This window comes from Promicromonospora sukumoe 327MFSha3.1, from assembly GCF_000385135.1.
Lineage (GTDB): Bacteria > Actinomycetota > Actinomycetes > Actinomycetales > Cellulomonadaceae > Promicromonospora > Promicromonospora sukumoe_B.
The window spans coordinates 126,767-140,751 of record NZ_ARQM01000013.1 but is presented as its reverse complement, the minus strand read 5'-3'; the positions used below and the strand labels follow the sequence as shown (position 1 = coordinate 140,751).

The window sequence follows — 13,985 nt, the reverse complement described above, 5'->3', positions numbered from 1 at the left end:
GCACACATATCTTCCAGGAGTGAATTCCCATGGCCGAGATCAAGCTCGCCGCTGAGCCCCGCACCGAGTTCGGCAAGGGTGCGGCCCGCCGCATCCGCCGCGACAACAAGATCCCCGCTGTCCTGTACGGGCACGGCACCGACCCGGTGCACGTGACCCTGCCGGGCCACGAGTCGATGCTGGCGCTGCGCCAGACCAACGTGCTGCTCTCGATCGAGCTCGACGGCAAGGGCCAGCTGGCCGTCGCCAAGGACATCCAGCGCGACCCGGTCCGCAACATCATCGAGCACATCGACCTGCAGGTCGTGCGTGCCGGCGAGAAGATCACGGTCGACGTCACCGTGAACATCGTGGGCGAGTCGGCCCCGGGCACCATCCACCTGGTCGAGGCGCAGACCCTGTCGGTCGAGGCCGAGGCTACGCACCTGCCCGAGTCGGTCGAGGTCTCCATCGAGGGCCTCGAGAACGGCGCGCAGGTCCACGCGAGCGAGGTCACCCTCCCGGCCGGCGCCACGCTGCTCACCGACCCGGAGCACGTCGTCGTGCTGATCACCGAGCCGCGCGGCGAGGCCAGCCCGGACGAGGCCGAGGAGTCGGCGGAGTCCGCCGGTTCGGCCGCCGAGGCGCCCGCGGAGGGCTGAGCCCCTCCGGCGTCCCAGAACGTCCCGGCCTGAGCCGGACGTACCGGGCCGAGGTGGAACTTCCTGGCGCGCGCACGAGAGGATCGTGCGCGGCGCGGGTTCCACCTCGGCCCGACCTGTATCCGCCGCGGGGCGGGCGGCTCTGCCGTCGTGACCACCGTGACCGCTGTCGTGGAAGGAACGTGACATGAGCGACCGGCCCTGGCTCGTCGTCGGGCTCGGCAACCCCGGTCCCAAGTACGCCGGCAACCGGCACAACGTGGGGCAGATGGTGCTGGACCTGCTGGCCGAGCGGGCCGGCGCGCGCTTCTCGAAGCACGCGCGGGCCCAGGCCGTCGTCGCGGAGGCCCGGCTCGGGGTGCTGCCCGGCGGGGCCCCCGGTCCCCGAGTGGTCCTGGCCAAGCCGACCACGTACATGAACACCTCCGGCGGCCCCGTCAGCGCGCTCGCCAAGTACTACGACGTGCCCGCCGACCAGGTGGTCATGGTGCACGACGAGGTGGACATCCCCTTCGACACCATCAAGCTCAAGGTCGGCGGAGGCGAGGGCGGCCACAACGGGCTGCGCGACACCACCAAGGCGCTCGGCACCAAGGACTACCACCGGGTGCGCGTCGGCGTCGGCCGCCCGCCCGGCCGCATGGACACCGCGGACTACGTGCTGCGCGACTTCAGCGGGACCGAGAAGAAGGACCTGCCGATCCTGGTCGACGACGCCGCCGACGCCGTCGAGATGCTGCTCACGCAGGGTCTGCTGGCGGCCCAGGGCAAGTTCCACGTCGCCAAGGCCTGAGCCGGCCGGACGCTGTCCGGCCCGACGTGTCAGACCTCCAGGACCCCCGGGTGACCTGGGGGTCTGACACGTTCAGGGGCGTCTGACGGAGCCCTGTGCAGCCGGGTGAACCGGGGGTGATCTAGCCGTTCTGGCGCGACATCCTGGGCATTGCCGCTCCTAGGGTTGCGATGTGGGCAGCACCTTCGCAATTTCGTCACACCGGACCCGCCGGGCCCGCCGTTCCCTGGCGGCCTTCGTCGTCGCCGTCCTCGCGGGCTCGTCAGCGCTGCTGGCGTCGGTCCCCGCGGCGAACGCGGCCGACCCGTGCGCACCCGGTAGCAAGCCGGTCGTCTGCGAGAACTCGAAGCCCGGCACATCTCCCGAGGTCTGGGACATCGACAGGTCGGGCGACGCCAGCATCCAGGGCTTCGCGACCGAGATGAGCGTCGACACGGGCAGCCGGGTCTCTTTCAAGATCGACACCGACGCCCGGGCGTACACGATCGACATCTACCGCACCGGCTGGTACCAGGGCCTCGGCGCCCGCAAGATCGCGTCGATCTCCCCGAGCGCCACGCTGCCGCAGCGGCAGCCGGAGTGCGCCTGGGACGAGACGACCGAGCTGGTCGACTGCGGGAGCTGGGGCGTCTCGGCGGGCTGGGACGTACCGTCCACCGCCGTGTCCGGGGTGTACATCGCCCTGCTGACCCGGACGGACACCGGCGGGCAGAGCCACATCACGTTCGTCGTGCGCGACGACGGGTCCACGTCCGACATCGTCTTCCAGACGTCGGACACCACGTGGCAGGCCTACAACACGTACGGCGGGTCGAGCTTCTACACGGGCGGCGCCAACGGCCGCGCCTACAAGCTCAGCTACAACCGGCCCTTCGCCACCCGCGGGCTTGAGAAGGGCCGCGACTTCTACTTCAGCGCCGAGTACGCGATGGTCCGGTTCCTGGAGCAGAACGGCTACGACGTCACCTACATCGCCGGGGTGGACACCGACCGCGACGGCGGCCGGCTGCTGGACCACAAGGCGTTCCTGTCCGTGGGGCACGACGAGTACTGGTCCGGACCGCAGCGCGCCGCCGTCGAGCGCGCCCGCGACGCGGGGGTGCACCTCGGGTTCTTCGCGGGCAACGACATGTACTGGCGCACGCGCTGGGAGCCGTCCGTGGCCGGGCAGCCGTCCGACCACCGCACGCTGGTGTCGTACAAGGAGACCTGGAACCGGGACAAGATCGACCCCTCCAGCGAGTGGACCGGCACCTGGCGCGACCCCCGGTACGCGAGCTCGGCGGCCGGCGCGGGACGTCCCGAGAACGGCGTCATCGGCACTCTCTACACGACCAACTACTCGGACCTGCCGCTCACGGTCACGTCCGACGACGGCAAGCTGCGGATCTGGCGCGGCACGACGCTCGGCTCCTTGCCCGCCGGGACGTCGCAGGCCCTGGCCCAGCACACCGTCGGGTACGAGTCGAACGAGGATCTCGACAACGGGTTCAGACCCGCGGGCTTGATCCGGATGTCGACCACCGTCGGCAACGTGCCCGAGTACCTCCAGGACTTCGGCAACACGGTGGCGCCCGGCGTCACCAAGCACACGATCACGATGTACCGGGCGGGCAGTGGTGCGCTGGTGTTCTCCGCCGGCACCGTGCAGTGGGCCTGGGGCCTGGACCAGACGCACGACGGCGACGGCGCCCCCGCGGACTCCCGGATGCGCCAGGCGACCGTCAACCTGTTCGCCGACATGGGCGTGCAGCCGAACACCCTGGCGTCCGGCATCACCCCGGCGACGAAGACGACGGACACCACGGGGCCGACCACCCAGATCACGAGCCCGGCCGCGGGGCAGTCCTACCGCGGCGGGGCGAGCGTCACGGTCAAGGGCACGGCCACGGACGCCGCGGGCCGCGTGGCCGGCGTCGAGGTGTCGCTCGACGGCGGCAAGACCTGGCACCCCGCCGAGGGCCGCGCGAGCTGGCAGTACACCGGCCAGGTCTTCGGCTCGGGGGCCGTCCAGCTCCGCGCCCGCGCGATCGACGACTCCGCGAACATCGGGGCGGTCGCGACCGTGGGCTCCACGGTGACGTGCCCGTGCACCGTGTTCGGCACCACCACGCCGCCGAACGGGCCGGCCGACGACTCGTCGGCGGTCGAGCTGGGCATGCGGTTCGTCCCGTCCTCCGACGGCTACGTCAGCGGCGTCCGGTTCCACAAGACGTCCGGGAACACCGGCACCCACACCGGGTACCTGTGGAGCGCGTCCGGCCAGCAGCTCGCCAGCGTCCGGTTCACGGGCGAGACGGCGACCGGCTGGCAGGAGGCGTCGTTCACCAGCCCGGTGCCCGTGATCTCGGGGCAGTCGTACGTCGTGTCCTACACCGCGCCCAACGGTGGCTACACCTCCACGCCGTGGGCCTTCCAGACCCTGGGGCGCGAGGCCGGGCCGCTCAGCGTGCCGGGCGGGTTCACCGCCGACCCCTCGGGCCTGTACGGGTCGCCCGGCACCGTACCGACGCAGAACTGGGACAACGCCGCCTACTGGGTGGACCCGGTGTACACGGTCAACGACAGCTCGCCGCTGGTCGCCTCGGCGCGCACCCCGGTCCCGGGCGAGGTGAGCGTGCGCCTGGACAGCCCGGTGCGCATCACGTTCTCGAAGGCCGTCGTGGCGTCGTCGGTCGGCATCACGCTGACGGACGAGGCCGGGCAGACGGCCCCGGGCACGGTGGCCTACGACGCCAGCACCCGCACGGCCACCTTCACGCCGTCCTCGGCGCTGGCCGGGTTCGCCACCTACCGGGTGGCGGCCACCGCCCGGACCGCCGACGGCACCACGCTGTCCGACGGTGGCACGTGGAGCTTCCGGACCCTGCGGCCGCCGTCCGCGGTGTGCCCGTGCGGCCTGTTCGACGAGACCACGGTGCCGGGCACCGCGGCCGCGGCCGACACCGCCGCCGTCGTCCTGGGCACGCGCTTCTCGCCGCGGGTGTCGGGCAAGGTGCTCGGGCTCCAGTTCTGGAAGTCGACCCAGATGACCGGCCCGTTCGTGGCCACCCTGTGGGGCCCGTCCGGGCAGGTGGTCGCCACGGCGACCGTCTCCGAACCGGTGGCGCAGGGCTGGCAGGACGTCACGTTCTCCACGCCGGCCGACGTGACCGCCGGCCAGGAGTACACGGTGGGCTACCGCGCGCCGTCGGGCCGCTACCCGGTGACGCTCGGGGCGCTCGGCGCCGCGAGGACGGTCGGGGACCTGACCATGCCGCAGAACGGGGGCGTCTACACGTACGGCACCGGGCGTCCCACGACGCAGACGTCCACGTCCTACAGCGTCGACGTACAGTTCGAGCCGGCCGCCACGACGCCGGCCGTGGTGTCCCGGACGCCGTCCGGCGGCGCGGTCGACGTGGCCACGGGGACCAAGGTCTCGGTCACGACGTCGCAGCCGCTGGCCACCTCGGGCACGACGCTGACGCTGGCCGGACCCGGCAACCAGGCGGTGTCCGGCAGCCTCGCGGTCTCCGGCACGACGGCGACCCTGACGCCCGGCAGCGCGCTCCAGCCGGGCACGGCCTACACGGCGTCGTTCACCGGCCGGACCACGGGTGGGCAGACGATCGCGGCGAGCTCGTGGTCGTTCACCACCAAGGCGGCCGACGGCCAGTGCCCGTGCACGATCTTCGGCTCGGACGTCCCGCCGGAGGCCTCGGCCGACGACGGCGCGGCGGTTGAGCTCGGCACGCGCTTCTCCGCGAACCGCGCCGGGTTCATCACCGCCGTCCGCTTCTACCGGGGGCCGGCGAACACGGGCACGCAGGCGGTGTCGGTGTGGTCGTCCTCCGGTACGAGGCTCGCGACGGCCCAGGCGCCGTCGGGCGGGAGCGACGGCTGGCAGACGGTCACGCTGCCGCAGCGGGTGGCGGTGACCGCGGGCACGACGTTCACCGTGTCGTACCTGGCCCCGAACGGCGGCTACGCGGCCGGGTCGGGGTACTTCTCCCAGTCGCGCACCGTGGGCCCGCTGACGGCGCCGGCGAACGCCGGCACCTACCTCTACGGCGGCGGGTACCCCCAGTTCACCTGGCAGAGCACCGGGTACTGGGTGGACCCCGTGTTCACGGACCAGTGAGGCCCGGTCCGGCCGACTGACGAAAGAAGGGGCGCCGCCCGGCCGGGCGGCGCCCCTTCTTCGTCGGCGCTCTGTCGTCAGCGCCGTACCTGCCGCGTCAGCGCTCCCGCAGCGTGGCGAACACCGTGACCGTGCACGCCTTGCCGTCCTTGGTGGCGGTGAGCAGGACGCTCTCGCCCTTGCGGGCGAGCTCGACCTCCGTGCGGCCGGGGCGGGCCGTCGTGTCCTTCTCGGCGAACCCGCCCGTCGTGAACCAGGACCGGTAGTCGAGCAGAACGCCGGTGCAGCCGGCGGGGACCCTCGCGTCGAGGGTCACCTGGAAGCGGCCGTCCGACCCGGTCACGGAGCTGGAGGCCACGTCGGCGTCCGAGGGGACCAGCACGACGTCCTCGGGGAAGCCGGCCACGAGGCCGGAGCCGCTGCCGGTGCGCGGGGCCGCGGCGAGCCGGCCGGCGGCCGGGATCGCGGTGTCGCCCAGGCCGTCGCCGCTGCTGTCGCCCGACTCGGGCGGCACCACCTCGCTGCCGTCGCCGCCGCTCTGCCCGCCGCTGCCCCCGTCGGGCATGGGCGCCGTGCCCCCGGACTTCGTGGGCGCGGTGCTGGGCTCGGCGCTCGGGCTCGGTGCCGAGCTCGTGCCGTCGCCCTCCGGCCCGCCGTCGGACGCCTTGCCCGACGGCGAGGCCGAGGCCGCGCCGGGGCTCGCGGACGCCGCGGCGTCGTTCGGGCCCTCGCCCGCCTCGGGCGTGCCGGTGCAGGCCGTCAGCGTCAGCGCCGCGGCCAGCAGCGGCGCGGCGGCCAGCAGCGGTGCCGTGGTGCGCCGCCGGGGCGTGCGCCGGCCGGCCGCGGACGGCGTCGGGCCGCCTGGGTTCCTGTGGTTGGTGTACATCGCGTCATCCCCTGACCACGCTCGGGGACCAGGCCTGCGGGATGGCGACCACCGGGTCGGTCGCGCCGTCCGCGGGCAGGGCCCAGACGTCGGTGGTGCCCGGCTCGTCGGCGCGGGGCAGCCCGTAGAGGAGGGTGGCGTCGTCGAGCCAGGTGATCTGGTCGTCGACGTTCCGGTCCTCGGTGTCGAGCACGGTGATCGCCATCGTGTCGAGGTCGAGCACCGCCGGGGTCCAGTGCGGCGTGGCCGTACCGGGCTCGCGGGCGTCGTGCTTGAAGGCCAGCCGGGTACCGTCCGGCGACAGGGAGGGGCACTCCACGCCGTCGAGCAGCGTCACCAGCGTGCGGTCGGTGAGGTCGCCCCGCACCAGCCAGGTGCGGCCCAGCGACTGCGACTGGACCGTGGCGTAGAAGGTCCGCTCGTCCGCGAAGGTCACGCCCCACACGTTCCGGTCCACGGGGGCGATCTCCTCGCCGTCGACCACCAGCGTGAAGTCCTCGAGGTTGCCCGAGACGTCCGAGCCGTCGGCGCGGTGCACCGTGGTCTCGGTGGAGAAGCCCGTGGTCGCGTAGGAGTGGCCCGAGACGAACGCGGTGGTGGCCACCAGGCCGTCCGGCGAGAGCCGGGTGCGGCTCGGGATGCCCGGCAGGGGCCAGCTCGCGGTGGTCTGCCAGGCGGCGTCCAGCACCTCGGCCTCGTAGGTGGTGACGACGCCGCGGCGGGTGTGCAGGCAGACGGTCGTCTCGCCGTCGGAGTCCACCCGGTCGCAGACGACGGGCGTCACCTCGCGGGGGCCGGACAGGTCGTCCAGGGCGACGGCGGACACCCGGCCGTACAGGTCGCCGGGCGCGGTGCCGCGGAACAGCACGTGCGGGCCGGCCAGCACGTCCTCGGCCTGCTCGACCGCGCTCGGGGCGGCCTGCTCGGCCCGGGCGCGCAGCACCTCGGTGGTGACGAACCAGCCGGTGCCGGCCAGGACCACGACGGTGAGCACGGCGAACGCCGTCCGACGGCGGTGGGTGGGCAGCGCGCTCATGCCGCCGACTTCCGCAGCAGGAACGCGCAGACCGGGACGGCGACCACGAGCGCCGCCGTGGCGATCCACAGGGCGTCGACCCGGCCGGCCGCGTACCAGAGCACGCCGAACCCGGCCGAGGCCGCCATCCGCGCCACGGCGGTGACGGTCTGCGCGGTGCCGATCGCGGTGCCCCGGACGTCGGCGGGGACGAGCGCACTGGTCAGCGCCGAGAGCACGCCGTCGGTCGCGGCGTAGAAGGCGCCGAGCAGGACCAGGGCGACCACCGTCGTCGTCGCGCCCGCGAAGGGGGCGGCCGCGCAGGCGTACGCGGCCGCGAGCAGCACGTGCCCCCAGACCAGCACGCGCGCCCGGCCGAACCGGTCGGCGAACCGGCCCACCGGCGCGGCGAGCAGCATGTAGACGGCGTTGGTGCCCACGTACAGCAGCGGGAACCACTGGGTGGCGAACCCGTCGCGGTCCTGCAGCGCGAGGTAGACGAACCCGTCGCCGACCGTCAGCAGCCCCAGCAGCCCGGCCACGACGAGGATCCGCACCGTGGCGCCCCGGCGCAGGAAGCCCCACGAGAACGGCCGCCCGGTGAGCTGCAGGCCGCCGGGCGCCTCGCACGTGCAGCCCTTGCACTTGGGCAGCCCGCGCGACTCGCGGCTGCGGTGGGTGCGCAGCCAGGCGGCCTGCCGGGGCCGCAGGTCCGGGACCAGGAACACGAGGGCGCCCACGCCGAGCACGGCGGCGCCGAGCGAGATCACGAAGACGGTCGTGTAGCCGTCCGGGATGGCCCAGAGCACCACGAACGCGAGCAGCGGGCCGAGCGCGGCCCCCGCCGTGTCCAGGGCCCGGTGCACCCCGAAGGAGCGCCCGAGGTTGCGCGGGTTGGCGGACGCCGCGATCAGCGCGTCGCGCGGCGCCGTCCGCACGCCCTTGCCGACCCGGTCCGTCACCACGAGGCTCGCGATCGCCGGGAGCCCGGCGGCGAACAGCAGGCCCACCCGGGTCAGCGCGGAGAGCCCGTAGCCGACGGCGGCGACCCACTTGGGGCGGTCGGTCCGGTCCGAGGCCCAGCCGCCGGCCACCCGGACCAGGGCGCCTGCGCCCTGCACCAGCCCGTCGACGACGCCGTACGCGACCACCGACAGGCCGAGCGCCGCGGTGACGTACAGCGGCAGGATCGCGGTGACGGCCTCGGAGGAGACGTCGGTCAGGAAGCTGACGACGCCGAGCGTCACGACGGTGGACGAGACCCGTCCCGCGCGGCGGCGGGCGGCGTCGGACCGGCCGCCTGATCGCGTGCCCGGACCGCCGGCTGATCGCGTGCTCGGTCGGTCGGCGGACGGAGATCCGGCCTGCGTGCCGGTCTCTCCCGGGGCGGCGCGGAGGAGCCCTGACATGTCGCTCAGGCTACGGCGGAGGCCCGGGGTGACGACTTGTCGAACAGGGGTGAACTGCGTTGTTCACCCGGGTGAGGCGGGGGCGTTCTTCTGCTTGGCGGTCGGCAGTTGGCATCGAGATCGGCTCAGGCCTGAGCCGATCTCGATGCCAACTGCCGAGTCCGCGGTGCAAACTGCCGCGGTCAGCGGCGGCCGCCCGTCAGCCGGCGGGGCGGGGCGAACAGCCAGCGCGCGCCGACCCGCGGGGCCAGCGCGCCCAGGCCCAGGCCGACACCGATCGCCGCGGCCCAGAGCGCCACCGGCAGCCACTGCGACTGCGGCGCGGGGATCCAGATCCCGTTGCTGTACAGCAGGTACAGCAGCGCGAGCACCACGGACGTGTGCGTGACGAAGACCGGCAGCGTGCGCGCGCCCAGCCAGCGCAGCCCGAGCGAACCGGGCACGCGGGAGACCAGCACGCTCACGGCCACCCCGGCCGGCACGCCGGCGACGTTGGCCAGCAGGTAGCAGCCGGGGAGGTCGGCCAGGCCGAGCTGGCGCACCGCGATCTGGACCGTGAGCCAGAGGGCCACCGCGCCCAGCGCCCAGTACCAGGTCATGCGCTCGGCGAACCGTTCGAGCAGCGACCGCAGGTGCAGGCCGCCCAGGAAGAACAGCGCGAACTGCGCCGTGCCGCGCCACGCGATGCTCTCCGGCTCCCAGCCCGCCAGCGCCCAGCCGCTCACGGCGGCCGCCGCCAGGAGCTGCACCGGCACGGGTACCCGGCGCAGCGCCCGGGCGACCACGAAGAACGCGGCCAGCGTCCAGAGGAACCACAGCTCCGAGCGGGGGACCAGCAGCGACCAGGCGAGCTGGTCCGCGAGGGTGCCCCAGTCGGCGTCGGCCACCTGGTAGTAGCCCGTGACCAGGCGGACCACCAGGGAGATGGGCTCCCACAGCACGAACACCCACGCGAAGTACAGGAGCTTGCCCCGGGCCAGCGTGGACCACGGCACCGTCATCCACTTGCCGGCGAACATGCCAGCCACGGCGAAGAAGAGCGGCATGCGCAGGCTGCGCAGGGTCTCGTTGACCTCGCGCAGCACGCTCACCTCGTACCCCGTGGACCACGTCCAGTTGGTCGCGTGGTAGAGCACCACGAGGCCGATGGCGAGGCCGCGGGCGGCATCGGGCCAGTCGAGCCGGACGGCGGAACGGTGCGCGACGGCGGCTCGCCCCGGGGCGGGCGTGCCGTGCCGCGGGGAGCTAGAGGGGGTGAACATCGCCGGTCATCGTAGGACAGAGCGGGACGGAAGGCACCGCAAAGCGTGGTGTCAGTGCCCAGGAGTAGCCTGGGACCAGCCCCTCACCACATGACCCCTACCCGGGTCATGCCCGTGAAGGGCCCGTCGTCGTGCGCCCTCGAAGGAACAGACCTATGAACCTCACCGGCCTCCTCCCCACTCTTCTGCGCGATCCCGGCGCGTCCGCCGCCGTGGAGCACGTGCGCGCCCGCGGGTTCGCGGACGTGGTGGGCCCGGTGGGGGTGCGCCCGCCGCTGCTGGTCGCGGCGGCCGAGCAGCGGCCTCTCGTGGTCGTGACCGCGACGGGCCGGGAGGCCGACGACCTGGCCGCGAGCCTGCGCGGCTACCTCCCCGAGGACCGGGCCGACGACGTCGCCGTGCTCCCGTCGTGGGAGACCCTGCCGCACGAGCGGCTCAGCCCGCGCGCGGACACCGTGGCCAAGCGCCTGGCGGTGTTCCGCCGGCTGGCGCACCCGGCCGAGGGTCACGGCCAGGCCGGCGAGGTCCGCATCCTGGTGATGCCGGTCCGCGCCCTGCTGCAGCCGGTCGTGGCGGGCCTGGGGGAGCTGGAGCCCGTGCAGCTCGAGTCCGGCACCACGGCCGACCTGACCGACGTCGCCGAGCGCCTCACCGCCGCCGCCTACACGCGCGTGGACATGGTCGAGCGGCGCGGCGAGTTCGCGGTGCGCGGCGGCATCCTCGACGTCTTCCCGCCCACGGAGGACCACCCGCTGCGGTGCGAGTTCTGGGGCGACGAGGTCACCGAGATCCGCTGGTTCGCCGTGGCCGACCAGCGCAGCCTGGAGATCGCGGAGCACGGCGTGTGGGCGCCGCCGTGCCGCGAGATCCTGCTCGACGACGCCGTACGGCAGCGCGCGGCCGACCTGGTGCCCAGCCTGCCCGGCGCGGTCGAGATGCTCGACAAGCTCGCCGCCGGCGTCGCCGTCGAGGGCATGGAGTCCCTCGCCCCGGTGCTCGTGGACCACATGGTCCCGGTGCTGGAGCTGGTACCCGAGGACGCGCTGCTCGTGGTCAACGAGCCCGAGCGCGTGCGCCGGCGCGCGCACGACCTCGTGGCCACCACCGAGGAGTTCCTCGCGGCCGCCTGGACCGGTGCGGTGGCGGGCGGCGCGGCGCCGATCGACCTGTCCGCCGCGTCCTTCGAGACCTTCGCCGAGGTCCGCGAGATCGCGGCGCGGCGCGGGCTGGGCTGGTGGACGCTCTCGGCCTTCACGCAGGACACGGAGCTGGCCGCCGACGACTCGCCGGGCGGCGACGGGTCCGAGACCGTGTTCACGATCAGCGCGCGGGACGTCGAGTCCTACCGCGGCGACCTGGCCCGGGCGCTGGACGACGTGCACGGCCTGCAGGTCGCGAGCTGGCGGCTCGTGCTGACCACCGAGGGCCACGGCCCGGCCAAGCGCATGACCGAACAGCTCTCGGCGGCGGGTACGGCGGCCCGGCTCGCGGTGTCGCTGGAGGAGGAGCCCGAGCCCGGCGTCGTGCACGTGCTCGCGGGCGGCGTCGGCAAGGGCTTCGTGGCGCCCGAGCTGCAGCTCGCCGTCTTCTCCGAGCAGGACCTCACCGGGCGCGCCGGCTCCGGCACGCGCGACATGCGCCGCATGCCCAGCCGGCGCCGCAACGTCGTCGACCCCCTCCAGCTCAAGGCCGACGACTTCGTGGTGCACGAGCAGCACGGCGTGGGCCGGTTCGTCGAGATGGCGCAGCGCACCATGGGCACCGGCGGCAACCGGGCCACGCGCGAGTACCTCGTGATCGAGTACGCGAGCAGCAAGCGCGGCCAGCCCGGCGACCGCCTGTTCGTGCCCACCGACCAGCTCGACCAGGTCACCAAGTACACGGGCGGCGAGGCGCCGTCGCTGTCCAAGATGGGCGGCGCCGACTGGAAGAACACCAAGGCCAAGGCCCGCAAGCACGTCAAGGAGATCGCGAGCGAGCTGATCCGCCTGTACAGCGCCCGCATGGCCACGCAGGGCCACGCCTACGGCCCGGACACCCCGTGGCAGCGCGAGCTGGAGGACGCCTTCGCGTACGTCGAGACGCCCGACCAGCTCGCCACCATCGACGAGGTCAAGGCCGACATGGAGAAGTCCGTGCCGATGGACCGCCTGGTCTGCGGCGACGTCGGCTACGGCAAGACGGAGATCGCCATCCGGGCCGCCTTCAAGGCGGTGCAGGACGGCAAGCAGGTCGCCGTCCTGGTGCCCACCACCCTCCTGGTGCAGCAGCACTACGAGACCTTCTCCGAGCGGTACACCGGGTTCCCGGTGAACGTACGCGCGCTGAGCCGGTTCCAGTCGGCCAAGGAGTCCGAGGAGACGCTCGCCGGCCTCAAGGACGGCAGCGTCGACATCGTGATCGGCACCCACCGCCTCATCACCGGGTCCGTCGCGTTCAAGGACCTGGGCCTCGTGGTGATCGACGAGGAGCAGCGGTTCGGCGTCGAGCACAAGGAGACGCTCAAGCAGCTGCGCACCAACGTCGACGTGCTGGCGATGTCGGCGACCCCGATCCCGCGCACGCTGGAGATGGCCGTGACCGGCATCCGCGAGATGTCCACGCTCGCCACGCCGCCGGAGGAGCGGCACCCCGTGCTCACCTACGTGGGCGCCTACGAGGAGAAGCAGATCGCGGCGGCCCTGCGGCGCGAGCTGCTGCGCGAGGGCCAGGTCTTCTACGTGCACAACAAAGTGGAGACCATCCAGCGCGCCGCCGGCCGGCTCGCCGAGCTCGTGCCCGAGGCCCGCATCGGCGTGGCCCACGGCAAGATGAGCGAGCACCAGCTCGACCAGGTCATCCGCGCCTTCTGGGAGAAGGAGCTCGACGTCCTGGTCTGCACCACGATCATCGAGACCGGCCTGGACATCTCCAACGCCAACACCCTGATCCTGGAGCGCTCCGACATGCTGGGCCTGTCCCAGCTGCACCAGCTCCGCGGCCGCGTGGGCCGCGGGCGCGAGCGCGCCTACGCCTACTTCCTGTACCCGCCCGAGAAGCCGCTCACCGAGACCGCGCACGACCGGCTCGCCACCATGGCCGCCCACACCGACCTCGGCGCCGGCATGCAGATCGCCATGAAGGACCTCGAGATCCGCGGAGCGGGCAACCTGCTCGGCGGGGAGCAGTCCGGCCACATCGCCGGCGTCGGCTTCGACCTCTACGTGCGCATGGTCGGCGAGGCCGTGTCCGCCTTCCGCGGCGACGCGGAGGAGGAGGCACCCGAGGTCACCATCGAGCTGCCCGTGGACGCCCACCTGCCCGAGGCCTACATCGCCACCGAGCGGCTCCGGCTCGAGGCCTACAAGAAGATCGCCACCGCGCAGGACGCCGCGGCGCTCGCGGAGGTCCGCGCGGAGCTCACCGACCGCTACGGCGCACTGCCCGACGTCGCGGACGCGCTGTTCGACGTCGCCGACTTCCGCAACCACGTGCGCAAGGCCGGGCTCACCGACGTCACGGCCCAGGGCAAGTACATCCGGTTCGCGCCGGTCAACCTGCCGGAGTCGGCGCAGCTGCGCCTCAAGCGGCTCTACCCCGGCACCATCCTCAAGCCGGCGATCCGCGCGTTCCTCGTGCCGTTCCCGTCGACGGCGCGGATCGGCGGCCGCCCGCTGCGCGGCACCGAGGTGCTCCAGTGGGCCCGGGGCCTCATCGACGCGGTGATTCTGGCGGACGTGGGGGCTGCCGCTAAGGTCGGCACACGCTCGTGACGCCGGGGTCGCTGCCGTGGGAGTAGGTGAAACTCGAATTCACAGCAAATGACCCGGACCGTATAGGCTCCACCCGCGTAACCCGCTCATCATGTCGTTTTGTG

At 73.3% G+C, this 13,985-nt stretch carries 8 protein-coding genes; 4 read left to right on the top strand and 4 right to left on the bottom strand.

Annotation, left to right across the window (positions count from 1 at the left end; all coding sequences use genetic code 11):
• Positions 1-29 precede the first annotated feature (29 nt).
• The 3 genes from H291_RS0121495 (at position 30) to H291_RS31110 (ending at position 5,557) form a co-directional block, all read left to right on the top strand.
• The gene (locus tag H291_RS0121495; RefSeq protein ID WP_020017095.1) at positions 30-641 is read left to right on the top strand and encodes a 50S ribosomal protein L25/general stress protein Ctc; all 612 of its coding nucleotides are present in this window, start codon (positions 30-32) and stop codon (positions 639-641) included.
• A 187-nt stretch (positions 642-828) separates the two neighbouring features.
• Positions 829-1,434 (top strand): aminoacyl-tRNA hydrolase, encoded by a 606-nt coding sequence (pth, locus tag H291_RS0121490; protein WP_020017094.1) that lies wholly within the window; start codon positions 829-831, stop codon positions 1,432-1,434.
• A gap of 172 nt (positions 1,435-1,606) precedes the next feature.
• The gene (locus H291_RS31110) at positions 1,607-5,557 is read left to right on the top strand and encodes a DUF4082 domain-containing protein (protein ID WP_020017093.1); all 3,951 of its coding nucleotides are present in this window, start codon (positions 1,607-1,609) and stop codon (positions 5,555-5,557) included.
• A gap of 97 nt (positions 5,558-5,654) precedes the next feature.
• Here H291_RS31110 and H291_RS0121480 read toward each other — a convergent pair whose 3' ends face one another.
• From H291_RS0121480 to H291_RS0121465, 4 genes are all read right to left on the bottom strand, one after another.
• A complete protein-coding gene (locus H291_RS0121480; RefSeq protein ID WP_020017092.1) occupies positions 5,655-6,443 on the bottom strand; it encodes a hypothetical protein in 789 nt (262 codons plus the stop codon).
• A gap of 4 nt (positions 6,444-6,447) precedes the next feature.
• Positions 6,448-7,479 carry a hypothetical protein gene (locus H291_RS0121475; RefSeq protein ID WP_020017091.1) on the bottom strand — a complete coding sequence of 344 codons (1,032 nt, stop codon included), beginning with the start codon at positions 7,477-7,479 and terminating at the stop codon, positions 6,448-6,450.
• Positions 7,476-8,705 carry an MFS transporter gene (locus H291_RS0121470; protein WP_020017090.1) on the bottom strand — a complete coding sequence of 410 codons (1,230 nt, stop codon included), beginning with the start codon at positions 8,703-8,705 and terminating at the stop codon, positions 7,476-7,478. The genes H291_RS0121475 and H291_RS0121470 overlap by 4 nt, the downstream gene beginning before the upstream one ends.
• Positions 8,706-9,049: 344 nt before the next feature.
• Positions 9,050-10,129: an acyltransferase family protein gene (locus tag H291_RS0121465; protein ID WP_020017089.1), complete on the bottom strand. Its 1,080-nt coding sequence runs from the start codon at positions 10,127-10,129 to the stop codon at positions 9,050-9,052.
• 155 nt (positions 10,130-10,284) lie between these two features.
• On the opposite strand from H291_RS0121465, the gene mfd reads away from it, so the two are divergent.
• Positions 10,285-13,881, top strand: coding sequence for a transcription-repair coupling factor (mfd, locus tag H291_RS0121460; protein ID WP_020017088.1), 3,597 nt, complete (start codon positions 10,285-10,287; stop codon positions 13,879-13,881).
• The last annotated feature ends 104 nt before the right edge of the window (positions 13,882-13,985 follow it).

Coding starts and splice junctions, on each gene's coding strand:
- H291_RS0121495 (WP_020017095.1), top strand. CDS start 30: ATGGCCGAGATCAAGCTCGCCGCTGAGCCCCGCACCGAGTTCGGCAAG.
- pth (WP_020017094.1), top strand. CDS start 829: ATGAGCGACCGGCCCTGGCTCGTCGTCGGGCTCGGCAACCCCGGTCCC.
- H291_RS0121480 (WP_020017092.1), bottom strand. CDS start 6,443: ATGTACACCAACCACAGGAACCCAGGCGGCCCGACGCCGTCCGCGGCC.
- H291_RS0121475 (WP_020017091.1), bottom strand. CDS start 7,479: ATGAGCGCGCTGCCCACCCACCGCCGTCGGACGGCGTTCGCCGTGCTC.
- H291_RS0121465 (WP_020017089.1), bottom strand. CDS start 10,129: ATGTTCACCCCCTCTAGCTCCCCGCGGCACGGCACGCCCGCCCCGGGG.
- mfd (WP_020017088.1), top strand. CDS start 10,285: ATGAACCTCACCGGCCTCCTCCCCACTCTTCTGCGCGATCCCGGCGCG.